At 71.2% G+C, this 22,847-nt stretch carries 18 protein-coding genes and 1 pseudogene; 6 read left to right on the forward strand and 13 right to left on the reverse strand.

The window, feature by feature from the left end; translation table 11 throughout:
* Window positions 1–33: 33 nt before the first annotated feature.
* Both ACGFZS_RS20925 and ACGFZS_RS20930 read left to right on the forward strand, forming a co-directional pair.
* On the forward strand, window positions 34–789 hold the full coding sequence (locus ACGFZS_RS20925) for an ABC transporter ATP-binding protein (protein ID WP_393796364.1): 756 nt from the start codon (window positions 34–36) through the stop codon (window positions 787–789).
* Between the two features lie 16 nt (window positions 790–805).
* Window positions 806–3,367, forward strand: coding sequence for an ABC transporter permease (locus ACGFZS_RS20930; RefSeq protein WP_393796365.1), 2,562 nt, complete (start codon window positions 806–808; stop codon window positions 3,365–3,367).
* Window positions 3,368–3,826: 459 nt separating this feature from the next.
* Here ACGFZS_RS20930 and ACGFZS_RS20935 read toward each other — a convergent pair whose 3' ends face one another.
* From ACGFZS_RS20935 to ACGFZS_RS20955, 5 genes and pseudogenes are all read right to left on the reverse strand, one after another.
* Window positions 3,827–5,092: an alpha/beta fold hydrolase gene (locus tag ACGFZS_RS20935; protein WP_393796366.1), complete on the reverse strand. Its 1,266-nt coding sequence runs from the start codon at window positions 5,090–5,092 to the stop codon at window positions 3,827–3,829.
* A 119-nt stretch (window positions 5,093–5,211) separates the two neighbouring features.
* Window positions 5,212–5,871, reverse strand: coding sequence for a response regulator (locus tag ACGFZS_RS20940; RefSeq protein WP_393796367.1), 660 nt, complete (start codon window positions 5,869–5,871; stop codon window positions 5,212–5,214).
* Entirely contained in the window at window positions 5,856–7,868 is a 2,013-nt protein-coding gene (locus tag ACGFZS_RS20945; RefSeq protein ID WP_393796368.1) for a histidine kinase, read from the reverse strand. The genes ACGFZS_RS20940 and ACGFZS_RS20945 overlap by 16 nt, the downstream gene beginning before the upstream one ends.
* Window positions 7,865–8,116: pseudogene (locus tag ACGFZS_RS20950) on the reverse strand (hypothetical protein); the annotation flags it as partial. The gene ACGFZS_RS20945 and the pseudogene ACGFZS_RS20950, both read right to left, overlap by 4 nt.
* Window positions 8,117–8,287: 171 nt before the next feature.
* Complete coding sequence (locus tag ACGFZS_RS20955) at window positions 8,288–9,310, reverse strand: hypothetical protein (RefSeq protein ID WP_393796369.1); 1,023 nt, start codon at window positions 9,308–9,310, stop codon at window positions 8,288–8,290.
* 522 nt (window positions 9,311–9,832) lie between these two features.
* Here ACGFZS_RS20955 and ACGFZS_RS20960 point away from each other — a divergent pair.
* Entirely contained in the window at window positions 9,833–10,096 is a 264-nt protein-coding gene (locus ACGFZS_RS20960; protein ID WP_393796370.1) for a hypothetical protein, read from the forward strand.
* A 55-nt stretch (window positions 10,097–10,151) separates the two neighbouring features.
* On the opposite strand, the gene ACGFZS_RS20965 is transcribed toward ACGFZS_RS20960, so the two are convergent.
* Window positions 10,152–10,556: a nuclear transport factor 2 family protein gene (locus tag ACGFZS_RS20965; protein ID WP_393796371.1), complete on the reverse strand. Its 405-nt coding sequence runs from the start codon at window positions 10,554–10,556 to the stop codon at window positions 10,152–10,154.
* A 166-nt stretch (window positions 10,557–10,722) separates the two neighbouring features.
* On the opposite strand from ACGFZS_RS20965, the gene ACGFZS_RS20970 reads away from it, so the two are divergent.
* On the forward strand, window positions 10,723–13,107 hold the full coding sequence (locus tag ACGFZS_RS20970; RefSeq protein ID WP_393796372.1) for an ATP-binding cassette domain-containing protein: 2,385 nt from the start codon (window positions 10,723–10,725) through the stop codon (window positions 13,105–13,107).
* A 151-nt stretch (window positions 13,108–13,258) separates the two neighbouring features.
* Here ACGFZS_RS20970 and ACGFZS_RS20975 read toward each other — a convergent pair whose 3' ends face one another.
* The 6 genes from ACGFZS_RS20975 to ACGFZS_RS21000 all read right to left on the reverse strand — a co-directional run bounded on the left by ACGFZS_RS20975 (window position 13,259) and on the right by ACGFZS_RS21000 (window position 19,488).
* Window positions 13,259–14,230, reverse strand: coding sequence for a fumarylacetoacetate hydrolase family protein (locus ACGFZS_RS20975; protein WP_393796373.1), 972 nt, complete (start codon window positions 14,228–14,230; stop codon window positions 13,259–13,261).
* Between the two features lie 102 nt (window positions 14,231–14,332).
* Window positions 14,333–15,271, reverse strand: coding sequence for a VOC family protein (locus tag ACGFZS_RS20980; RefSeq protein ID WP_393796374.1), 939 nt, complete (start codon window positions 15,269–15,271; stop codon window positions 14,333–14,335).
* 12 nt (window positions 15,272–15,283) lie between these two features.
* Complete coding sequence (locus ACGFZS_RS20985; RefSeq protein WP_393796375.1) at window positions 15,284–16,291, reverse strand: amidohydrolase family protein; 1,008 nt, start codon at window positions 16,289–16,291, stop codon at window positions 15,284–15,286.
* The gene (locus tag ACGFZS_RS20990; RefSeq protein WP_393796376.1) at window positions 16,288–17,436 is read right to left on the reverse strand and encodes an FAD-dependent oxidoreductase; all 1,149 of its coding nucleotides are present in this window, start codon (window positions 17,434–17,436) and stop codon (window positions 16,288–16,290) included. Before ACGFZS_RS20990 ends, ACGFZS_RS20985 begins: the two co-directional genes overlap by 4 nt.
* Before the next feature lie 118 nt (window positions 17,437–17,554).
* Window positions 17,555–18,511 carry a cyclase family protein gene (locus ACGFZS_RS20995; protein ID WP_393796377.1) on the reverse strand — a complete coding sequence of 319 codons (957 nt, stop codon included), beginning with the start codon at window positions 18,509–18,511 and terminating at the stop codon, window positions 17,555–17,557.
* Window positions 18,508–19,488, reverse strand: a complete 981-nt coding sequence (locus tag ACGFZS_RS21000) for a fumarylacetoacetate hydrolase family protein (RefSeq protein ID WP_393796378.1) — start codon at window positions 19,486–19,488, stop codon at window positions 18,508–18,510. The genes ACGFZS_RS20995 and ACGFZS_RS21000 overlap by 4 nt, the downstream gene beginning before the upstream one ends.
* Window positions 19,489–19,639: 151 nt before the next feature.
* Between ACGFZS_RS21000 and ACGFZS_RS21005 the strand changes: the two genes are divergently transcribed.
* Window positions 19,640–20,560, forward strand: a complete 921-nt coding sequence (locus ACGFZS_RS21005) for a LysR family transcriptional regulator (protein WP_393796379.1) — start codon at window positions 19,640–19,642, stop codon at window positions 20,558–20,560.
* An 85-nt stretch (window positions 20,561–20,645) separates the two neighbouring features.
* Here the strand turns inward: ACGFZS_RS21005 and ACGFZS_RS21010 are convergent, their stop codons facing one another.
* On the reverse strand, window positions 20,646–21,908 hold the full coding sequence (locus ACGFZS_RS21010; protein WP_393796380.1) for an MFS transporter: 1,263 nt from the start codon (window positions 21,906–21,908) through the stop codon (window positions 20,646–20,648).
* A gap of 263 nt (window positions 21,909–22,171) precedes the next feature.
* Here ACGFZS_RS21010 and ACGFZS_RS21015 point away from each other — a divergent pair, with 263 nt between their 5' ends.
* Entirely contained in the window at window positions 22,172–22,681 is a 510-nt protein-coding gene (locus tag ACGFZS_RS21015) for a MarR family winged helix-turn-helix transcriptional regulator (RefSeq protein WP_393796381.1), read from the forward strand.
* Window positions 22,682–22,847: the final 166 nt, after the last annotated feature.

Below are 22,847 nucleotides of genomic sequence, written 5' to 3' on the forward strand. Positions count from 1 at the left end.
CCTTGAGAGCCCCCTGACGAACGGAGAAGCCCGGTGACCGACGATTCCTGCACAGCGGCGGCGTCCGCTGTCGGCCTCAGCAAGATCTACGGCGAGGGCGGGACCCGCGTCACCGCCCTGGACAACCTCGATGTCGACTTCCTGCGGGGGCAGTTCACCGCCATCATGGGGCCGTCCGGCTCCGGCAAGTCCACCCTGATGCACTGCATGGCCGGCCTGGAAGCGGTCACCGCGGGCTCCGTCCGGATCGGCGAGACCGAACTGGGTGGTCTGGACGACAAGCGGCTCACCACGGTGCGCCGGGACCGGATCGGTTTCGTCTTCCAGTCGTTCAACCTGCTGGCGACGCTCACCGCGCTGGAGAACATCACTCTTCCCCTGGCCATTGCCGGACGAAAGCCCGACCAGGCGTGGCTGGACCGGGTGGTGGCGACCGTCGGCCTGGCCGACCGCCTCGGCCACCGACCGTCCCAGCTTTCGGGCGGGCAGCAGCAGCGGGTGGCCTGCGCCCGTGCTCTGGCCTCCAGACCGGAGATCGTTTTCGCCGACGAGCCTACCGGCAACCTGGACTCGCGTGCCGGCGCGCAGATCCTCGCCTTCCTCCGCGACTGCGTACGCGACCTCGGACAGACCGTGGTGATGGTCACCCACGACCCGATCGCCGCCTCGTACGCGGACCGCGTGGTGTTCCTCGCGGACGGCCGCATCGTCGACGACCTGCGGGCCCCGACCGCGGACAGCGTCCTGGACCGGATGCGTCGTCTTGACGCCGTGGCCCGCACCAGCTGAAGAGGAGCCGACCATCATGTATCGCACCGCACTTCGCCATGTGCGGGCCCACAAGGGCCGTCTGCTGATGACGATGCTGGCCGTGCTCCTCGGCACCGCCTTCGTCGCCGGAACCCTGATCTTCTCCGACTCCATCGGGCAGTCCGCGAAGGACAGCGTCTCCAACAGTTACTCACGGATCTCGGTACAGGTCACCGACACCGCCGTGAACACGGACCCGGACTCGGGGACCGGGAATCCCCCCGGCGCCCGGAGCCCGCTGACCGAGTCCACGGTGCGCAGGATTGCCGCTCTGCCGGGAACGCGCTCGGCCCGCGGCACCGTCACCGGCTTCGCCGGGCTCTCCGACCCGCACGGCGACCTCATCGGCAGCCGCGGCAATACCCAGGGCGCCAACTGGGTTCCCTCCGCGGACGGACAGGACCCGCAGTACCCGATGACACAGGGCACCGGACCCACCTCCGCGGGCATGATCGCCATCGACCGCAGGACCGCGAGCGACAACGACTTCAAAGTCGGCGACACCGTGCGGGCGGCCGTCAACGGGCCCGTGCTGGAGATGACGGTCACCGGCATCTTCACCACCGACGACCCGCGGGTCAGGGCAGGCGGCTCACTCGTCCTGTTCGACACCGCCACCGCGCAGCGCCTCTACCTCGAACCGGGCCGGTACGACAGCATCCAGGTCGTCGCGAAGCCCGGCACCAGCCAGAACGAGCTACGCGGTGACATCCTGCCGGTCGTCCCGCACAGCGGGAACATCACGGTGAAGACCGGCGCCCGGCTCGACGCGGACACGGCCGCACAGTCGCGGAGCAGCATGTCCGGGATGAGGAACGTACTGCTGGCCTTCGCCGGGATCGCCCTGTTCGTCGGCGTCTTCCTCATCGCCAACACCTTCACCATGCTGATCGCACAGCGCACCCGCGAGCTGGCTCTGCTGCGGGCCATCGGAGCCAGTCGCCGCCAGATCACCGACTCGGTGCTGCTGGAAGCCCTGCTCGTGGGTGCCGGCGCCTCGGTGGCCGGCCTGGTCACGGGCATCGGGATCGGCGCCGCACTCCAGGGCCTCATGGGCTCCATGGGCAGCCATGTCTCCACCAGCACGCCGCTCGTCTCGCCCACCACGGTTCTGGTCACCCTGCTCACCGGGACCACGGTCACCGCCCTCGCGGCGCTGCCGCCCGCTCTGCGTGCCTCCCGCGTGGCACCGGTCGCCGCGATGCGCGGCAATGACACCCCGGCCACCCACAAAAGCCTCGTCGTTCGCAACAGCATCGGCGTCGCCCTGGCCGGAACCGGCCTGGCACTGGTCCTCTGGGGGGCCGTCAGGGGTGGCTCGGCCGGTAACCTGCTGGTCGCGGGTGGTGCGGTGAGCACGCTGGTCGGAGCGTTCGTTCTCACCCCCGCGCTGTCACGGCCGTCGATCGCGCTGGCCGGCCCGCTCTGCACCTGGCTGTTCGGGATCTCCGGCACACTGGCCCGGCAGAACGCGGTGCGCAACCCGCGGCGTACCGCCGCGACCGCCTCGGCACTCACCGTCGGTATCACCTTGATCAGCGCGTTGACGGTCCTCGGCGCGTCCGTCACCCATGCCATCGACAGGCAGGTCACCCAGAACATGAGGGCCGACTACGCGGTCAGCGCGCTGCTCAGTCTGCCGGTCGCTCCGACGCTGCTGCCCGCGATCGCCAGAACCCCGGGCGTGGCCGCGTACAGCGCAATGGACGACCAGCGCCTCCGTACGGGCGGCAAGGACCTTTCCGTCACCGGCGTCGACGCGAAGAGCTTCGACCAGCTGATCGTCCCGAACATGGTCAGCGGCTCCACCACGGCCCTCCGGCGGGGCCAGATCCTGGTCGACCAGGACCACGTGGTCAACGACGGCTGGAGCGTCGGCAGTACGGTCCCGGTGACCTATCCGGACGGCGACAGCGGCCGGTTGACGGTCGGCGGGGTCTACCAGAACAGCGAGGTACTCGGATCCGTGCTGATGAGCCGGTCGGTGCTGAGCCCGCACACCACCGCGCCGTTCTACAGCACGGTCCTGGTCAAAGGGGTCACCGGGGCCACGGCGTCACTGCAACAGGCGCTGAAGGATTCCACCGGCGACAACCCGCTCATCAACGTCCGCACCAAACAGCAGATGCGGGACCACTTCAGTTCGCAGATCAGCCTGCTGCTGGACGCCATGTACGCACTGCTCGCCATGGCCGTGCTCATCGCGGTCCTGGGCGTCGTCAACACCCTCGCCCTCGCCGTACTGGAACGGAAGCGCGAGATAGGCATGCTCAGAGCGGTCGGGCTGTCCCGCAGTGCGGTGCGGCGGATGGTCCGCCTGGAGTCGGTCCTGATCGCGTCCTTCGGCGCGGCACTGGGCATCGCCATCGGCAGCTTCCTGGCCTGGGCCGGCGTCCGGCTGCTGAGCAGTACGATGACCGGACTCACGACCGTCTTCCCCTACGAGCAGCTCGCCGCGTACGTCGCCGGTGCGGCCCTGGTGGGTCTGCTGGCGGCGCTGTGGCCGGCCCGACGGGCCGCGAGGCTGAACGTGCTGGACAGCATCAGAACGGACTAACGCACGAGGGCGGCCTGGAACGATGCCTTCGCGGTGGCTCGTAGGGCCGATGTTCCACCCCGGTACCAGGACAGGAACAGACCGACAAGTACTACGCGGGGCTGACCCTGATCAGCACGTCTGACCTGCAAGAACGGCGTGAATCGGCAATGATCGGCAAGGGCCGCCGAGATCCCTAACGGACTTTTAGCCCGCCGGCCGTGGGTTCGAGTCCGCCCCGCCCCACGGACCGTCATTTTTGCCTGAACGGACTGGATCCTCTGCTCGTGGGTTTGGTGGGCGGCGGCACTCGGTGAGCTCCAACCACCATCCTCATCCACGGCTTCCGGGGAGATCCAGGTCTTCCTCGGCTGAACACCGGACGACCGCTTCGGTCGCCAGGACCCCGGTAGGTCCTGGTGACTGGAGACGCCGACGACCGGCACGACGCTCCCTGCGACTCGACCGCCCGTTCCGGACTCAGCCGGTGCCCGTCGGTAGCGGTTCGTCCAGGAGGAAGGCCCGCAGCAGTGCGGTGTAGCGGCCGGGCTGTTCGCCTGAGATGGAGTGTCCGGCGCCCTTGACGGTCACCAACTCGGAGCCTGCGAGTGTGTGTTGGTACTCGGCGGTCACGGCGGGCTTGATGAAGTCGCACTCCCCTCGCATGATCAGAGAGGGGACGCGCAGGGTGCGCAGACGGGGCCGGGGGTCGGGAAGCTGCTCGAAGTCCCTGACGGTCATCTGGTTGCTGTAGAAGCCCTGAGGGTTGTCGTGCGCCGTGGCGGGCGCCGCGCCCTTGCACGAGGTGCTGTCCTTTCCCTGGAGGGCGACTTCGTGCATCCAGTGGTCGACCTCACGGTCGCCGACCAGTGCGTGCGCCGCGCCCGGGTTGATCTGGAGGAGCAGGCTCGCCGCGATGATGCGGGGTGCGCTGTTCAGCCGGTCGAGCCGTGCCGTCTGTGCGGGGGAGAGGCGGCTCCAGGGTTCCCCGGCTTTGTGGCCGGGGTATTGACGGCCCCACAGCGCGCCCGGAGAGGTGAAGACGGCTTTGGCGACATGCTCGCCATGGGCGGCCAGGTACTGGGCGGTGAGCGATCCGCCCCAGGACTGGCCGACCAGGATGATCCGGTCGGCGCCGAGTGTGCGCCGGATCGCTTCCAGGTCGGCGACCTGGCGGGCGACGGTGTATCCGGTGACGTCCCGCAGCCGGGTGGAGCGGCCGGCGCCGAGCTGGTCGTAGGAGTAGACGTCGAAGCCGTCCGCCGCGAGTTCACGGCCCCCGGTGGGGACGCCTTCGCCGGGGGTGCCCGGACCGCCGTGCAGGAAGATCACCGGGGTCGGTCTGGCCTTGCCTGCGGCGGGGGCGTGGACGTAGGCGATGTGTGAACCGGTCGGCAGATCCCAGAACCGCACGCCGGGCGGGGCGGGGGCGGCCGTCGTGGTGGGCATCGGATGGAGGACGGTGACGGCGGCGAGGACGGCGACGGCCGCGGTCAGGCCGACCGTGAGGAACGCGGACGCCCGCAGGGCCGGGCGGCGGGCGAGGCCGAACAGGGCGAACGCCGCCCGGCCCAGCAGCCCGCCGGCCAGGGCGCCGCAGAGGAGGCCGATGATGACCAGGGCCGGCACGCTCGCGGTGACGAATGCCGCGGCGAGGAAACCGGCCACCGCCACGGCAGGGGTCAGCAAGAGCGCGAGGAACAGCAGGACCCCGCCGGCGACACGGCGGAGAAGTATGCGTGACATGCCTTCGAGACTAGGAAGTCGACGCGGGCGATCCGTCCGGCTCAGGGACGGTCCCGCCGCGTGCGGGGGCCGCCTTGCGGCGGGGTGTCACCCCCCTCACGGCGGGGTGCCGATTCACCTCACGGCCCGCCACCGGGCCGGATCAGCCCCGTCTCGTACGCGGCGATCGTCGCCTGCACCCGGTCGCGTACGCCGAGTTTGCCGAGGATTACGGAGACATGGTCCTTCACGGTGGGCGGACTCACCCCCAGCACCGCCGAGATCTCCGCGTTGGACAACCCTCGCGCGACCTGCCGCAGCACCTCCGTCTCGCGCGGGGTGAGCAGGTCGAGCCGGGCCGCATCGAGCGGACCGGGACCGTCCGCGAACCGGTCTATCAGCTTGCGGGTCACCGCCGGATCGAGCAGCGCGGCGCCCCCGTGGACCACCCGTACCGCGTCGATCACCCGCTCCGGCTCGGTGTCCTTGAGCAGGAAACCGGCGGCCCCGGCGCGCAGCGCGGCGAACAGGTAGTCGTCGAGGCCGAAGGTGGTGAGCACCAGAACACGGGTCGCGGAGCTGCGTTGGGTGATCGCGGCGGTCGCCGCGAGCCCGCCGATCCCCGGCATGCGGATATCCATCAGCGCGACGTCCGGCCGCGCCGACAGCGCGAGTTCGACGGCCGTGTCGCCGTCCGCCGCCTGCCCCACGACGCACAGGTCGGGTTCGGCGTCGAGGATCGCCGCGATCCCGGCCCGCACGACGGCCTGGTCGTCCGCGACGGTCACTCTGATCGCCATGGGAACGCCTCCGGCAGCCACACGCGTACCGCACCGCGGTCGGTCCTCGAGAGGGTACCGCCGGCGGCGTCCGCGAGGGCGCGCAGTCGCCGCTCCACCGCGGGAACGGCGGGTGCCGGGCCGGAGACCTCCACGCCGTCGGGGAGCGTGCGCACGGTGAGAGTGACGCCCACGGCCATGAGCGCGGAGGCGGTCCGGTACGCGAAGACCTCCACGGCGGCGGGCAGCGGACGGCGTGCTCCGACGTACCGGACGACGGCGCCGTGGCGCGCGGCCAGCGCGGTGATCCCGGAGACGGTGGGCGGAAGGGCGTCGTCCGCGTCGTCCCCGGCGCGCAGCCCGGACAGCAGGTCCCGCAGCGCGGTCAGTCCGGCGCGAGCCTCTTCCCGCACGGCCCGCAGGTCCCCCTCCTCCGCCGCGGCGACGACCGCCCGCGCGTGCCGGAGCGCCGTGTCCCGCAGCCCGGTGGCGAACAGCAGACGTTGCGCGGACGCCGCCGCGTCGGCGTCCCCGTCGAGCAGGACCCGCCGCCGGGTGTCCGCGGCCCGCAGCCGCTCATGCCGCCGAGCGGTCCGGCGCCCCCATGACCAGACGGCGAGGGCGGGGAGGGCCAGCACGCCCGCCAGTACGGCCCAGGCCGCCGTACGGCCGCCGGTGATGCCGCTGCCGCTCGCCAGCGCGAGCCCGCCCACGGCGGCCACGGCGAGCGGCGCGCACAGGCCCCGGCGCCACGGCAGGCGCACCCCGACGCTGTGGACGAGCGTCAGCTCGACCCACCCGTACACCAGGAAGATGTCGCTCACCGGCGGCTGGGTCCAGCCCGCCCGGTCGCAGGCCCACCACAGCAGCAGCGCCGACAGCACCGCCGCGAGCGCTCGGCCGGGAGCTCGTGAGCGCCAGGCCAGCGGCACGGCGTGCAGGCCCGACAGCACCACGGTCACCAGCGCGGGCAGCACAGTGCCGAATGGAGCCGGTACGTCGGCCGACAGCAGGCTCGCACCGAGCGACAGCGCGATCGCCAGGGCCACCAGCGCGTAGTCGAGCGCGGCCGTCCCACGCCACAGGGGCCACCGGCGCAGGGGAAGAACCGTCGCCGCAGGCAGCGAGGCCCGCACGCTCCAGCCCGCTCCCTCACCATGAGGTCCGGCGCGGAACGTCCCGCCCGCCGCGGTGACCGTGGTCGCCAGCCCCGCGAGACCGCGCCCGGTCCCCAGGCCCGGCTCGGCGGTCGTACCGCCGTCGTCCGTGACCGTGACGACGAACAGGTGATCGCCGCCGGCCTGTACGGGCTTGTCCTGGTCGTCCGCCGGCTCGATCCGGACGCGCACTGCCGCGCCCTCGGCGTACCGGGCCGCGTTGGTCAACGCCTCCCGCACGACCCGGTACGCCGCTTCCGTACTGCCCGCCGGTGCCTTGCCGACCGTGCGCCGGTAGTCCACCAAGTGCGCGGCGGCCAGCGCGTCGACCTCGGCGAAGCCGGCCGCGGTCGCGTCCAGCCCGGTGAGGCGCTCCAGTTCGCGGACGGCCTCCCGGCCCGCCTCGTCGGCGTGGCGCAGCGCGTCACCGGTCCGTTCCCGGTCGGCGAGCCTGAGCGCGGCGCCCGCGGCCACCACGATCCCGGTCAGCCGATGCGCGGCCACGTCGTGCAGCTCCGCCGCCAGCCGGTCCCGTTCCGCCAGCGCCGCGAACAGCGGGACCGCCGCCGTGCCGGCCTCGTAGTCCGCCCGCGCGGACCGGCGGGCCGAACGGTGCCGGCGGGAGCGGCCCTTCGCCCAGACCACCGCCGCCACCCCACCGGCCGTCAGCGCGACCCCCGTCACGTAGTGCGGCGGTTCACCGCGAAGGGCGGGGATCGCGGCGACGGCCAGCGTGAGCACGACGGCTCCCGTGAGAGAGGAACCGGCGGTCCTGCGTACGGCCAGCAGATGGACCGCGATCAGCGCGCAGACCGCCGCGACGAGGGCGAGGACCCACACGTGCCCCGCGAAGCCGTTCATTGCCCCACGCCGACGGCGGGCGACCCATCGACGCTCTCCATTCCGGCAGAGTACTGACCTCCTCGGATTGTTGTCGGGAGATGCGTGAGGGGCAGTCCGGTGCCCGCAAGGCAGCCGTCGATGAGGTCGGGCCGTAGCTGGATATGACGCAGGCCGCGGCGGAGAGTTTGTTCAAGGTGTTCGTCGTCGGTGAATGCGACGCTGGCCAGGGGGCCGCGCCGCAAAAGGGACCAGATGCCCTCTAAGGGGACCTCGGCTGCAAAGAGCTACTTGTCACTTGGTTCGCCGTTCGTTGATGGCACTCCAACGTCCGAGACGGGTCATGTCCCCAGTGCGACGTCTTACCGCTGAGTGCGGGCGTCATACGCCGAAGGACCGGCGCGGTTTTGGTTTTCAACAATGTTTCCTGAAGGCGCCGCTCAGGGCATGGCATCCAGCTTTCTCAGCGCTTTGCGGGCATCAGCCGCGCCCTTTCTGTCACCGGCGGCCGTCATCAGCTTGATGCGCCAGGAGCTGCAATCGTGCGCCACCGAGCGGGTTTCCAGATCAGTCACGGCGAACGGGATCAGCGCGGCCACAGTACTGGCAATCCAAGAGGAGAGGTCAAGCGTGAGCTCACGCAGACCGTGACGCGCAGTGATCTGGGAACAGGCGAGGAGGACACGTGCCCAGGACGGGCCGTGCTCGCCCATGTTGCGGCACAGTTCGGGCAACTGCCGCTCGGCCTGGTGCGCGTAGAGAACGTGGGCTTCCAGGCCCAGTCGCAGGCTTGCGGCAGGCTCGCTTTCCCATGTCGCCGTTGCGGCAGCCGCGAACATGCCGGCGACCACTGGAGCGTCGTCACTTCTGCACCGCAGGGATGACGTGACAAGAGAACAGTCGGTGGCTGGGGCAGTCACCGCATTGGCGAACTTCCGGCTCGACGCGCCCGCCCGTTGATCACCTTCCGGTGCGACCTGCTTCAGCGCTCGGGCCAGCGTCATGTCGGCCAGCAGCGGTACGGGTGCCTCGATACTGACTGACGGCATGTGGGGGCGGGCATCCCGGACCAAGCCTCGGGCGTCTGCTGCGATGCTGGACCGGCCGAACCGTTGGTGGATGTCAGCGGCGATCAGTCCAGACTTGATGAAGGCGGGTACATACCTACTGCGTGCGTCGACAGTTCCGTTGATCTCGTCACGCCGGTTGAGGAAGGTGCGGATCGCCAAGTCCGCGGCGCCCACCGCGAGGTCGGGATCGCCCCAGCGGTGCAGCACCTCAGCGTGCTGTGACAGTGCTCTCGCCATGTCCACCGTGAACGGGTCATGGCCCTCGAAACGCTCCAGCCAGCCCTGAAGTCCGTTCTCGGCACTCACCAGGGCCGACGCGCCCTGCCCGGTGCGCAGCTTCTCGACAGCATCGTCGAGCTGCCGCTCGGGATAACCGGTTTCGACGCGACTCACGTCGCCCCGCCTTGCTGCCGACGCCAACCCATGCCACAAAGATAGGGTGTTTGCCGCTGTCCGAGGAGTTCAGTGCCTCGACGAGGTCGCTTGGTACGCCGCACCGGTCGAACGCTCATCCTCCTGGCCGTGCTCGCGAAGTCTGCCGTCCGGCGCTGAGAATCCGAAAGCAAGCGGCCCTGAGCTCCCGGGGAGTGGTCCGGCAGAGCCGGACCGACTCAGAGTGTCTGGTTTGGGTGTGGTTGGGTTGGCAGTACGCGAACGGGGGAGCTGGACTGAGACAGCACCGCTGTGTCCTTGGGGCGGAGTTCCTTGACTTTGACGATTTGTTGGCGCAGGTGGATCTCGGAGTGCGGCGTCTGCCCGCGCGCTTTGACCCGCGCGTAGAAGTCGTTCTTGAGGTCGAGGTGGCGCGGCGATCCGCACCCTCACGACCGAACTGCCGCGCCTGCCCGACACCAACCGCTACCTCTCGGGCATGATGTCCGGCCTCGACACCCGGTACCTCGGTGTCGCCCCCGGATGATCGACCTGGAGCTGACCACCGGGTCCGGCCCGACCCGGGTGAGCCGGTTGATGCACTCCGGCCGGGGCCTGCTGCTCTCGCTCGACGGCAGGCAGCGGTGCGTGGGCTACCGGTCCGACCGGGTCGAGCACGTCGCGGCGAAGACCGACGAGGACGTGGCGGGCGCCGAGGCGCTGCTGATCAGGCCCGACGGGTACGTCGCCTGGTCCACGACCGACGGCGGTCCGCTCGAAACGGCCCTCACCCGGTGGTTCGGCTGAGCGGACGCCGTAGAGCGACCAGGTCGTCGGCTCCGGGGCGGGGCGGAGCCGGAGGTCAGGCTTCGGCGATGGTGCGCCCCGGCATCGGCTCGGCGAGCGCTGCTCGCCACGCGGGTGCGCCGAAGGGGCCGGCGAAGTACTGCGTCTCGTGCACCACCTGCCGGCCGGCGAACTCCATGACGCTCACCGAGTACGACGGCTCGCCGTCGTACGTGATCACGCATTCGCTCACCCACACCTGTGCGTGGCCGGTGATGCGCAGCACGGTGAAGTGCCGGTCGGCAGGGTGCCCACCGCGTTGCGCCGCGATCGTCTCGCGGCCCCGGAAACGCTCGCCCGACTGCGGATAGTCCAGGATCGCGTCGGCGGCGTAGACGGCATGCTCGGCGGCGATGTCCCCGCGTTCCGACGCCCGCCAGTGCTCCTCGATCGCGGCCCTGATCAGGGACTCGGTATCCATGGCACCGCCCCTTTCCCGGCAGGGCCAGCCTAGCCACCTCCGGCCGGGCGGGCGCGTCGTGCCTGTGGGCGATTCCGTCAGGAATGGAGAAGCGTTGCCGCTGCTGCCCGGCTAGCGTGGCGGCCATCGACGGAGGCCTCGCGCAGCGTTTGGAGTGGGTTTGAGCATGGCCAGAAAGACCGGGACGCAGACGTCCGAGCCGCATGTGGCCGACAGCCACGGCCTGATCCGCGTGCACGGCGCGCGCGAGAACAACCTCAAGGACGTCAGCATCGAGATCCCGAAGCGCCGGCTGACCGTCTTCACCGGCGTCTCCGGCTCGGGCAAGAGCTCCCTGGTGTTCGACACCATCGCCGCCGAGTCCCAGCGGCTGATCAACGAGACCTATCCCGCCTTCGTCCAGGGCTTCATGCCGAACCTGGCCCGTCCCGAGGTCGACGTCCTCGACGGCCTCACCACCGCGATCATCGTCGACCAGCAGCGGATGGGCGGCGACCCCCGCTCCACCGTCGGCACCGCCACCGACGCCAACGCCCTGCTGCGGATCCTCTTCAGCCGCCTCGGCAAGCCGCACATCGGCTCGCCGAAGGCGTTCTCCTTCAACATCGCCTCCATCAGCGGGGCGGGCGCCGTCACCGTCGAACGCGCCGGGCAGAAGGTCAAGGAACGCCGCAGCTTCAGCATCACCGGCGGCATGTGCCCGCGCTGCGAGGGCCGTGGCGCCGTCACCGACCTCGATCTCGCCCAGCTCTACGACGAGAACCTGTCCCTCAACGAGGGCGCGATCACCGTCCCCGGCTACAAGGGCGGCGGCTGGAACTCCCGCCTCTACGCCGAGTCCGGCTTCTTCGACCCGGACAAGCCGGTCAGCAGGTTCACGAAGAAGGAGCTGCAGGACTTCCTGTACCGCGAGCCGACCCGGATGAAGATCGCCGGGATCAACATGACCTACGAGGGTCTGATCCCGCGCATCCAGAAGTCGATGCTCTCCAAGGACAAGGAGTCGATGCAGCCGCACATCCGCGAGTTCGTGGAGCGGGCGGTCACCTTCGCCACCTGCCCCGACTGCGACGGCACCCGCCTCAGCGAGGGCGCCCGCTCCTCGAAGATCGACGGGATCAGCATCGCCGACGCCTGCGCGATGCAGATCAGCGACCTGGCCGCCTGGGTCACGGGCCTGGACGAGCCCTCGGTGGCGCCCCTCCTGGAGACGCTCCGGCACACCCTCGACTCGTTCGTGGAGATCGGCCTCGGCTACCTCTCCCTCGACCGCCCCGCCGGTACCCTGTCCGGCGGCGAGGCGCAGCGCACCAAGATGATCCGCCACCTCGGCTCCTCGCTCACCGACGTCACCTATGTCTTCGACGAGCCCACCACCGGCCTGCACCCGCACGACATCCAGCGCATGAACGGCCTCCTGCTGCGGCTGCGCGACAAGGGCAACACGGTCCTCGTCGTGGAGCACAAGCCGGAGGTCATCGCGATCGCCGACCACATCGTTGACCTCGGTCCCGGCGCCGGCGCGGGCGGCGGCACCGTCTGCTTCGAGGGCACCGTCGAAGGGCTGCGCAAGGGCGGCACCATCACCGGCCGCCACTTCGACGACCGGGCCGCCCTCAAGGAGACCGTCCGCAAGCCCAGCGGAGCGCTGGAGATCCGGGGCGCGGCCACCCACAACCTCCAGGGTGTCGACGTCGACATCCCGCTCGGCGTCCTGGCCGTCGTGACCGGCGTCGCGGGCTCCGGCAAGAGCTCCCTGGTGCACGGCTCGATCCCGGCCGGCGCCGGGGTGATCTCCGTCGACCAGGGCGCCATCCGCGGCTCCCGGCGCAGCAACCCGGCCACGTACACCGGACTGCTCGAACCGATCCGCAAGGCCTTCGCCAAGGAGAACGGCGTCAAGCCCGCCCTGTTCAGCTCCAACTCCGAGGGCGCCTGCCCCACCTGCAACGGTGCCGGCGTGATCTACACCGACCTGGCGATGATGGCCGGCGTCGCCACCACCTGCGAGGAGTGCGACGGGAAGCGGTTCGAGGCGTCCGTCCTCGAATACCGCCTCGGCGGCCGCGACATCAGCGAGGTACTGGCGATGCCGGTGGCCGAGGCCGAGGAGTTCTTCGCCGCGGGCGAGGCGCACATCCCGGCCGCCCACCGCATCCTCCAGCGGCTCACCGACGTCGGCCTCGGCTACCTCACCATCGGTCAGCCCCTCACCACCCTCTCCGGCGGCGAGCGCCAGCGCCTCAAGCTGGCCACGCACATGGCCGACAAGGGCGGCGTCTACGTCCTCGACGAGCCGACCGCCGGTCTGCACCTCGCCGACGTCGAGCAACTCCTCGGCCTGCTCGACCGGTTGGTCGACTCCGGCAAGTCGGTCATCGTCGTCGAGCACCACCAGGCGGTCATGGCCCACGCCGACTGGATCATCGACCTCGGCCCCGGCGCCGGCCACGACGGCGGCCGGATCGTCTTCGAGGGCACCCCGGCCGACCTCGTCGCCGCCCGCGCCACCCTCACCGCCGAGCACCTCGCCCAGTACGTCGGCGCCTGACCGCCCCACCCGGACGCGATGCGCGGGAACCCCACCACCAGCGGCTCCCGCGCACCGTCACATGGAGCACAGGAGTCACCCCGAAACCGCAGTCCACCATGGGCATGGGGTACGTCGGGGGTGACACCGGCCCGCCGGCAGGACGGACGGGTCACGGCCGTTCCCGGGTGCGGTGCCGGGCGGTCGGCAGGGGGAGCGGGTCGGGTCCGGCGACCACGGTGTTGGAGAGGGTGCCGATGCCTTCGACGGTGAGGGTGACGGTGTCGCCGGGTTGCAGCGGTGGCGGGTCCTGCCTGCCCCGTACCCCCCACAGCTCGGCCAGGCAGCCGCCGTTGCCGCAGGTGCCCGAGCCGAGTACGTCGCCGGGGCGCACCCAGGTGCCGCGCGAGGCGTAGGCGACCATCTCCTCGAAGGTCCAGCTCATGTTGGACAGCAGGTCCTCGCCGACCACTACCCCGTTGACCGAGGCGGTGAGCGCGAGCCGCAGGAAGCCGTCCGGGTCCCGGTACTTCTCGAACTCGTCGGCGGTGACCAGGTACGGGCCCAGCGTGGTGGCGGTGTCCTTGCCCTTGCAGGGGCCGAGGTTCACCTTCATCTCGGCGGACTGCAGATCGCGGGCCGACCAGTCGTTGAAGACCGTGTAGCCGACGATGTGCTCCCGGGCCCGCTCCGGAGTGAGGTCGCGGCCCTCCCTGCCGATCACCGCGGCGACCTCGAGCTCGAAGTCCAGCACCCGCGAACCGGGCGGCACGGGGATGTCGTCGTGCGGGCCGTACACCGCGTAGGGGTTGGTGAAGTAGAAGGTCGGTGCCGCGTACCACTGCTCCGGCACGCCCGCGTTGCCGTCGACGGACCGCCGTACGCCCTCGACATGCTCCTCGAACGTCACAAAGTCCCGCACGGTGGGCGGTTCCAGCGGCGGGAGCAGCCGTACCTCCGACACGTGCGGCCCGGCCGGGACGTCGAGCGTCGCCGCGCCCGCGTCCAGGAGTTCGGGCAGCCCTCCGCACGCCCCGAGGAGCGCGGCCAGCGAGCTGACACCGGGGAGCGGATACAGCGTGCCGTCGGAGTCGACGACGGCCACCTGGCGTCGGGATCGGTACTCGTACGTGGCGAAACGCATGGGAGGTCCTGTCGTCGGGAGAGCGGGTGGCGCGGACCCGGTGGCGCGGCGGGCGGTCAGGGCGGTGACAGGGGATCGCCGCGCCCCCGGAACTCGGGGAGGTCAGACCGGCGGGGCCACGAAGACACCGCGGTCGACGTCGTTGAACGACTCCTTGGCGACCAGCTCGTTCATCGGGTTCGCGGTGCCCCACTGGTCGGTGACCTCAGGCTTGGAGAAGTCGTAGACGCTCGGGTGCCAGGTGTCCTCGTCGAGGAGTTCCAGCTCGGTCGTGTACTCGACCGTGTTGCCGTGCGGGTCGAGGAAGTAGGTGAAGGTGTTGTCGCCGGCCATGTGCCGGCCCGGGCCCCAGACCTTCTTGAAGCCGGCCCGGATCACCCGGCCGGAGCCGCGCATGTACTCGTCGATGCCGCGCATCTCGAAGGACACGTGGTGCAGCGAGGTGTGCGGGCCCTTCGCGAGCGCCATCGAGTGGTGCTGGTCGGAGATCCGCATGAAGTGCATGACCTCGCCCATGTGCGGCGAGCTCAGGGTGTCGGAGAGCCGGAAGCCGAGGTACTCCTCGTACCAGGCGCGGGTCCGGTCCAGGTCCGGCGAGTTGAGCACGACGTGCGACAGCTTGACCGGGATCGACTCCTTCTCCTCGATCCTGCGGTGCTGCCGTACCCCGACGTCCGCGGAGACCTCGATGGTGCGGCCGTCCACGTCGAAGAACCGGAAGCCGTAACCGCCCCCGGGGGTGTCGACCTTGCCCGGCTGAGAGATCAACCGCACACCGCCCGCGAGGAGTTGCTCGGCGAGGGTGTCGACGTCCGCGGTGGAGGCGGCGCCGTAGGACACCAGGTCGAGCCGCTTCTCGTCGGCCCTGCGCAGCCGGACGACGTACTGCTCGGGGGATCCCTCGGCGGCCAGGAAGGAGATGCCCGAGTCCTCGGCGACCTTGGTGAGACCCCAGACGCCGGCGTAGAAGTCCAGCTGCCTGTCGTAGTCGGGCACGGCGAGGTCGACGTGCCGGAGGTGGGTGAGCAGACGGTTGCTCATGGGGGTTCCTCCTCAGAAGAGGTTCAGGAGTACGGCGGCGGTGGCGCCGCGGACGGCGTGGAAGTCGGGGTCGGGCAGGCCGGCCGCCCGCAGCGCGCCCAGCGGGTCCTCGGTGCCCATGTCGAAGGGGAAGTCGGAGCCGAGCAGCACCCGGTCCGCGCCCGCGACCCGCACCAACTCCCGCAGTACGTGCGGGTCGTGGACGAGGGAGTCGAAGTACAGCTGCTTCAGGTAGCCGCTCGGCTCCCGCGCGCAGTCCCGGGCGTCGGGGCGGGCCCGCCAGGCGTGGTCGGAGCGGCCCAGGTGGGTCGGCAGATAGCCGCCGCCGTGCGCGGCGATCAGCTTCAGTCCCGGATGGCGGTCCAGAACACCCGAGAAGATCAGGTGCGAGAGGGCGACGGCGTTCTCGGTGGGCTGGCCGACCGTGTTGGACAGGTACCACCGGTCCAGGCGCTCGTCGAGCGTGCAGCCGAACGGGTGCAGGAAGACCAGCGCCCCCGTCTCCTCCGCCCGGGCCCAGAACGGCTCGTAGGCCGGGTCCGACAGCTCACGGCCGGGCGCGTGCGAGGAGATCTCCACACCCCGCAGCCCCTGCGCCAGCGCGTCGTCCAGCAACTCCGGCGCCAGCTCCGGGTGCTGGAGCGGGACCAGCCCGAGGCCGTACAGCCGGTCGGGGGCCTTCGCGCAGTGCCCGGCGGTGCCCTCGTTCGCCAACCGGCAGACACGGTCGGCCAGTTGTGCGTCCGCCCAGTAGTGGTAGTGCGACGGCGACGGGCTGACCAGCTGTACGTCCACGCCCTGCGCGTCCATCGCGGCCAGCCGCACGGCGACATCCGTCAGCCGGGGCACCCGCTGCCCGACCATCGGCCCGTTCACGGCCAGCGCGGCCGGCCCGTTGCGGCGGGCGTCCAGGGCGCGGGCCTCGGCCAGCCCCGGCTGCCCGGCGACGGCGTCCTCCACGTCCGGGAGCAGGAGATGAGCGTGCACGTCGATGGTCGGTGCCGACCGGGGTTCGGTCACGGCAGTTCCTTGAGAGCGGTGAGGGTACGGCCCATCAGCCCGGGCACGTCCGCGTCGCGCCGGCCTTCGAGCATCCAGTCGGTGAGCAGGCAGGAGGCGTCGACGACCAGGCGCACCCGGGGCAGCCGCCGGGCGTGGTAGCCGGTGAGCGCCCGGTCGAGGGACTCGGCGTCCCAGCCGTCCAGGCCGGTCAGCAGCTCGGCCAGGACCAGGACGTCCTCCAGGGACATCGCCGCGCCCTGGGCGAAGGTGGGCGGGCAGGCGTGCGCGGCGTCGCCGACCAGCACCACCCGGCCGCGGTGCCACGGCCCCTCCACCAAGTGCCGGTCGAACCACGTGTAGTTGACGACCGAGGGATCGGTGAACGCCTCGCGCAGTTCCGTCCAGGCGCCGCCGTAGCCCTCGCTGAGCGCGCGCATCTCGTCGGCGTACGAGGCCGGGTCGATGGTGGCGCGGTCGCGGGCCGGTTCGACGAGGTAGGTGTAGACCGTGTCCTCGCCGGTCGGGCAGTAGCCGGCTATGAAACAGCGCCCGCCGTAGATCATCTCGGTGCGGGAGACGCCGGCCGGGCGGGGTGCGGGCGCCCGCCAGATGCCCATGCCGACGGGCTCTGGCTCGTCGGTGACGCCGATCATCCGGCGGGTCGCGGAGTGCAGGCCGTCGGCGCCGACCACCAGGTCGTACCGGCGGCTCGTGCCGTCGGAGAAGGTGACGTCGACCCCCTGGTCGTCCTGCTCGAACGCGGTGGCGGTGGTGCCGAGCCGGACGTCGGCGCCCGAGGCACGCACGCGTTCGATCAGGTGCTGCTGGAGCTTGGGCCGCCGCATGCCGATGTGGGCGGGCAACTGGTCGCCGCCGGTGCGGAGTTCCTCGTGGGCGTGGATCACCGTGCCGTCGGGGGCGAGGACGGCGACCCCGTTGGCGGCGTACCCGTCCTTCTCGATGTCCTCCAGGACGCCGACCTCGCGCAGCACCCGCAGCGCGTTGCCCTGCAGGGTGATGCCGGAACCGGCGGCGGCCTTCCAGTCGGGGCTCGCCTCGACGAGATCGACGGCGATCCCGGCCCGGCGCAGCAGGACCGTCAGGGCGTTGCCGGAGGTGCCTCCGCCGACGACGAGGACGGTAGGGGTGGGGCGGTCAGCCATGTCGGGGGATACCTCCCGGGGTTGGGCCGCGCGACTTCGGGCGGCGTGGATGCGGCTCTGTGGCCCGCGCCGACGTGGGGCAGGGGGCAAGAGGGGGGGAGACAGCGGCCGTGCGGGGCTACTTGACGGCGATGGGGTTGACGGGCGAACCCACCGCCCCGGTGATGGGCAGGGGAGCGGCGGTCAGCCAGAACGCGTACGCGCCGTCGGCCGCGCAGTCCTCGGCCAGCGCGTCGAGGTCCCACATCTCGCCGATCAGCAGACCCATGTTGGGGATGGCGACCTGGTGCAGCGGCTGGAAGGCGTTCTCGAACTCGTTCGGCCGCACCTCGAACCCCCAGGTGTCGGTGGCGATCGCGGCGATCTCGGTGGAGTGCAGCCACCCGGCGGTGGTGAACGACAGCCCCGGCGCGGGCCCGCCCGCGTACTCGCCCCAGCCCTCCCGCCGGGCCCGGGCGAGCCGCCCGGTGCGGACGAGGACGATGTCCCCGCGGCCGACGGTCACCCCGTGGGCCGCGGCGGTCGCCGTCAGATGCGCCTCGGTGATGGCGAACCCGTCCGCCAACTCCCCGTCGGTGCCCACGACTCGGCCCACATCGAGCAGCACCCCGCGCCCCGCGACGTACGGTGCCATGTGCTCGATCCCGGTGACGAGGTCGCCGTCGGAGGTGACCGTGCGCGCCGCGTCCCGGCCGTTCCAGGCCTTGCCGTGGTCGAAGATGTGCCCGAGCCCGTCCCACTGGGTGGAGCACTGCAACGGCATCGCGATCACGTCGTCGGCGCCGCCGATGCCGTGCGGGAAGCCCTGGTTGCCGAGAGCCGCGTCCGTGCCGGTGTCCAGCATGGTGTGCACCGGGTTGGTCCGGCGCCGCCAGCCCTTCTGCGGGCCGTCCATGTCGAAGGCCTGCGACAGCGAGAAGCTGACCCCCCGCCGCACCAGCGCGGCCCCCTCGCGCCGTTTGGCCTCGTCCAGGAAGTTCAGGGTGCCGAGCACGTCGTCCGCGCCCCAACGCCCCCAGTTCGAGTACGCCTTGGCGGCCTCGGCGATCGCGCCCTCGGGATCCTGCCGGTTCACGCCGACTCCTTCACGCAACGGGTGCGCTGCGCACCGAGCCCGGTCACGGACCCCTCCATCACGTCGCCGTCCCGCAGCAGCCGCCCCCAGTGGATGCCGTTCCCGGCCGGGCTGCCCGTCAGCACCAGGTCCCCGGGCAGCAGCCGGGCCGTCCGCGAGATGTACGACACCAGCCGCGCGACCCCGAAGAGCATGTCCTTCGTCGACTCGTCCTGCATGGTGTCGCCGTTCAGTTTCAGCGTCACCCGCAGATCACCCGGGTCGGCGATCGAGGCGGCCGGCACCAGCCACGGCCCGAGCGGGGTGAACCCGGGCGCGTTCTTGCAGCGCAGCCAGTCGGTGCCGATGGCCTTCATGTCCCGGCGGAAGACGGTCGCGCGGTCGGTGAGGTCGTTGGCGATCGTGTACCCGGCGACGTACTCCAGGGCCTCCTCGACCGGCACCCGGTAGGCGGGCCGGGCGATGACGGCCGCCAGCTCCAGCTCCCAGTCCGGCTGCTCGGCCCACTCGGGGAGCACGACATCGTCGTACGGCCCGGCGATCGTCGTCGGCAGCCCGACGAAGACGTACGGCAGGTCCTCGGCCGCCCGCCGGTCCATCACCGCGGCGATCTCCGCCCGGGCCTCCTCGACCGTGCGCGGGTCGTCGGGGGAGCGGTGGGCGACCTCCAGGTCGATCACGTGCTGCCGGTAGTTGGCACCGGACTGGAAGATCTGCCGGGGCTCGACCGGCGCGTGCACCCGCAGACCCTCCAGCGGCCGCCAGTCCAGGGTCACGTCGTCGGCGAGGGCGTGCAGCACGGGGAGGGTCTCCTCCCACCGTTCCACCACGGCGCGCAGGCCGGTCGGCGCCCAGTCCAGCGCTCTGCCCAGGTCGAGCACCTGTTCCCGGGCCAGCAGACCGGGGAACGGCTCCCGGTCCGGGACGGAGAACGTGCCGAGCGCGAACGGGCCGGCAGGTTGCGCGAGCGTTGCCATCAGATTTCCTCCTGCGGGGTTGCGGTCTACTGTGGCCCTGATCGGCAGATCACGGAAATAGATCCTGTGGATGTGCCGAATCCACGACATGGATGGCTCTCTACGGCCCTCTACGGCTCTCTTCGGCTCTCGACTGGCTAGGCGGTACCCGGTGAACCTCTCCCGACTCGACCTCAACCTGGTCGTCGCCCTGCGCGCGCTGCTGGAGGAACGCAACGTCACCCGCGCCGGCGAACGCGTCGGACTGAGCCAGCCCGCCATGAGCGCGGCGCTGGCCCGGCTGCGCCGCCATTTCGACGACGAACTGCTCGCCCGCGCCGGCAACTCCTACGAGCTGACCCCGCTCGGCGCCTCCCTGCGCGACCGCAGCGCCACCGCCTGCGACCTGCTGGACCGCGTCTTCTCCAGCCAGCCCGACTTCGACCCGGCGGCGGAGACCCGCGAGTTCACCCTGCTCGCCTCCGACTACGGCGCGGCCGTCTTCGGCGCCCCCCTCGCCCGCGCCCTGCACCGCGAGGCACCGGGCATCCGCCTCACCTTCCGGCACACCCCGCCGAACGTCGAGGAGAACCCCGCCACCACCCTGAGCACCATCGACGGACTGCTGCTCCCGCACGGCATCATCGACGGCTTCCCCGCCGTCGACCTCCACCAGGACCGCTGGCTGTGCATGGTCGCCGACGACAACCCCGAGGTCGGCACCTCCCTCACCCTGGACCACCTGGCGCAACTGCCCTGGGCGGTCTACCAGCGCCCCTACGACGCCCCCGCCGCCCGCCAGCTCAGCATGCTCGGCATCAGCCCCCGGGTGGAGGTCTCCGTACAGACCTTCCAACTGCTCCCGTACATGGTCGAGGGCACCCGCCGCGTCGCGATGATCCAGGAACGCCTCATCCGCAAGGTCGCCCCCTCCGCCGCCGTACGCGTCCTTCCCTGCCCCTTCGAGGCCGTCCCCGTCCAGGAAGCCATGTGGTGGCACCCCGTCCACGCCCAGGACGCCGCCCACATCTGGCTCCGCAAGAAGGCAGCAGAGATCGGCGCCACACTGACGCAAGCCAAAGCGCCCCTTTAGGGGCGCGGGGAACTGCGCGATCAGCCCCCACGGCGCCGCAGCCGCCACACACACGACTGCGGCCCATCCATAGGCGCCTCCCGCCCTACGCCAACTGCTCAGGCAACGGCCGGGAATCCACCACCCCCGCGCGCCTCCGCACAACGAACAACGCACCCGCCACCACCGCACAGGCCACCCCGAGCAACCCCACAGCACCGGCGAGCGAACCGACCCCCGATTCCCCTCCCAGCAGCACCAGCGGACACACGAACTCCCCACCGAAGAACGCGGCCATCCACAGCCCCGTCCCCCGCCCCCGGTCCTCGAACGCCAGCCGCGACATCGCGCTGGTCAGCAGCGCCGGCAACAGCATCCCCGTACCCACACAGTTGACGACCGCCCCGACGACCAGCAACGGAGCGCTCCCCGCGAGGAACATCACCCCGAACCCGACCGCGCAGACGCCGAGCACGGCGGGCAGCATCGGATCGGGGGACCTCTTCAGCCGGGCGAAGGTGACCGCACCGCCCACCGTGGCCGCACTGGCGATCGCGGTGGCCAGCCCGATCACCCCGGAGTTCTTCACCCCGAGGTCGTCGAGCAGGTACGACATCTCGACCGGGACGGTGTAGAACACCATCGCCCCGAAGAAGGTCAGGACGCAGATCCCGCCCAACTGCCGCCAGGGGAACGAGCGTCGGCCCCCGGCGGAGCCGCCCGCCGCGGATGTACCGCCGGTCGCCGGGCTGGGCAGCGCGGAGGCCATCAGCGGCGCGAGGACGAGACTCACGGCGTACACCCAGAACGGCACCCGCCAGCCGGCCGACCCGGCCGCGCCGCCGAGCACGAAGAAGACGGTGGCCGAGGCGGAGGCGCACATGGTCTGCAGGGCGAGGTACTTCACCCGCCGCTGCCCGGAGTAGTAGTCGCCGATCAGCGTGGTGCAGCAGGTCATGATCGCGGCCTCGGCGACACCGACCAGCGCGCGGCCGGCGATGATCGCGCCGAGGGAGTCCAGATACAGTGGGGCGGTACCGAACACGGCGTACAACAGGGTCGCCACGACCAGCAGGCGCTTACGGCCCAGCCGGTCCACGATCACCCCGGCGAACGGCGCCAGCAGCGCCAGCGCCAGCGCCGGCACGGTCAGCGCGAGCGGCACCAGCGCCTTGGCGCCGGGCACGGACGCGAAGTGGTCCTGCATCTTCGGCAGCACGGGCGCGATCAGCACCGCGCCGAGGATCGGCAGACAGCTGCCCGCCATCAGCAGGGTCACCCGCAGCAGATGCGCGGGTCCCGACACGGCGACGGGTGACGCGGCGGCGTCTTCCGCCACGACGGGGGACGGGGGCACGGAACCGGGCATGGCGACTCCAGGGACGGCGAACGAGCGGAGTGGGCATGCCGTCGGGGACGCCACGGAAGGCGCGCGGCATGCGGGGAGGAACCCGCGCACCGGCGGCTGGTCCGGACAGCGACGTGCGGGGTACGGACGACTATGGGGCGTTCGCCGGCCCGGTCGCCATCCCCCACGCGATCCGAATCCCGTATCCGGCTCATCCACGGCATGGATGAGCAGGCCCCCGGTCAAGGTGTGAACATTCAAACGTGAATCGTTAGGGTGGGGTCATGACCGCGACGACGCCCCGCTGGCTGACCTCCGAGGAACGACGGGCGTGGCTCGCCTACGTCCAGTTCTCCACGCACCTGTCCGACCACCTGAACCGGCAGCTGCGCCGCGACGCGGGGATGACGCACGCCGACTACACCCTGCTGGCCAACCTGTCGTCGGTCAAGGAGCACTCGCTCACCATGTCCGAGCTGGCCGAACGCCTCAAGATCACCCGAAGCCGCCTCACGCACGCCGTGACCCGTCTCCAGGAGGCCGGGTACGTCGACCGCCGCGAGGACCCCGCCAGCCGGCGCAATCAGCTCGCCGTCCTCACCGAGGAGGGCGTACGCCTCCTGGAGCGCGAGGCACCCGGCCATGTGGAGGCGGTCCGCCGAGGCGTCTTCGACGCCCTCACCCCGGAGCAGGTGACCCAGTTCGCCGAGATCGGCGAGGCGATCAACGCCGCCCTCCAGCGCATGGACGCCGACAGCGACGAGCGCGAAGCCCTGCCCTGGCGGCGCCGGTAGCGGATTCTCCTTCTCCGGTGCTACGGCGTGGAAAGGAGTTCCGCCGGGCGTTCGGCCTTGAGAAGTGACGTGCGGAGCCCGCATCGGCGTGCCGCCGAACGCCCGGGGGCGGGGCCGCGCGCGCCGCCCGCCGGCGCGGGCCCCCCGGGGCGGGGGGGCGGGCGCG

It is taken from the genome of Streptomyces sp. NPDC048288 (genome assembly GCF_043201555.1).
GTDB lineage: Bacteria > Actinomycetota > Actinomycetes > Streptomycetales > Streptomycetaceae > Streptomyces.

What these genes read in the sequence shown, in the direction of transcription:
- ACGFZS_RS20980 (WP_393796374.1), bottom strand. Translation starts at nt 15,271, where the DNA reads ATGAGCAACCGTCTGCTCACCCACCTCCGGCACGTCGACCTCGCCGTG.
- ACGFZS_RS21000 (WP_393796378.1), bottom strand. Translation starts at nt 19,488, where the DNA reads ATGGCAACGCTCGCGCAACCTGCCGGCCCGTTCGCGCTCGGCACGTTC.
- ACGFZS_RS20965 (WP_393796371.1), bottom strand. Translation starts at nt 10,556, where the DNA reads ATGGATACCGAGTCCCTGATCAGGGCCGCGATCGAGGAGCACTGGCGG.
- ACGFZS_RS20990 (WP_393796376.1), bottom strand. Translation starts at nt 17,436, where the DNA reads ATGGCTGACCGCCCCACCCCTACCGTCCTCGTCGTCGGCGGAGGCACC.
- ACGFZS_RS20970 (WP_393796372.1), top strand. Translation starts at nt 10,723, where the DNA reads ATGGCCAGAAAGACCGGGACGCAGACGTCCGAGCCGCATGTGGCCGAC.
- ACGFZS_RS21010 (WP_393796380.1), bottom strand. Translation starts at nt 21,908, where the DNA reads ATGCCCGGTTCCGTGCCCCCGTCCCCCGTCGTGGCGGAAGACGCCGCC.
- ACGFZS_RS21015 (WP_393796381.1), top strand. Translation starts at nt 22,172, where the DNA reads ATGACCGCGACGACGCCCCGCTGGCTGACCTCCGAGGAACGACGGGCG.
- ACGFZS_RS20940 (WP_393796367.1), bottom strand. Translation starts at nt 5,871, where the DNA reads ATGGCGATCAGAGTGACCGTCGCGGACGACCAGGCCGTCGTGCGGGCC.
- ACGFZS_RS20945 (WP_393796368.1), bottom strand. Translation starts at nt 7,868, where the DNA reads ATGAACGGCTTCGCGGGGCACGTGTGGGTCCTCGCCCTCGTCGCGGCG.
- ACGFZS_RS20975 (WP_393796373.1), bottom strand. Translation starts at nt 14,230, where the DNA reads ATGCGTTTCGCCACGTACGAGTACCGATCCCGACGCCAGGTGGCCGTC.
- ACGFZS_RS20930 (WP_393796365.1), top strand. Translation starts at nt 806, where the DNA reads ATGTATCGCACCGCACTTCGCCATGTGCGGGCCCACAAGGGCCGTCTG.
- ACGFZS_RS20960 (WP_393796370.1), top strand. Translation starts at nt 9,833, where the DNA reads ATGATCGACCTGGAGCTGACCACCGGGTCCGGCCCGACCCGGGTGAGC.
- ACGFZS_RS20935 (WP_393796366.1), bottom strand. Translation starts at nt 5,092, where the DNA reads ATGTCACGCATACTTCTCCGCCGTGTCGCCGGCGGGGTCCTGCTGTTC.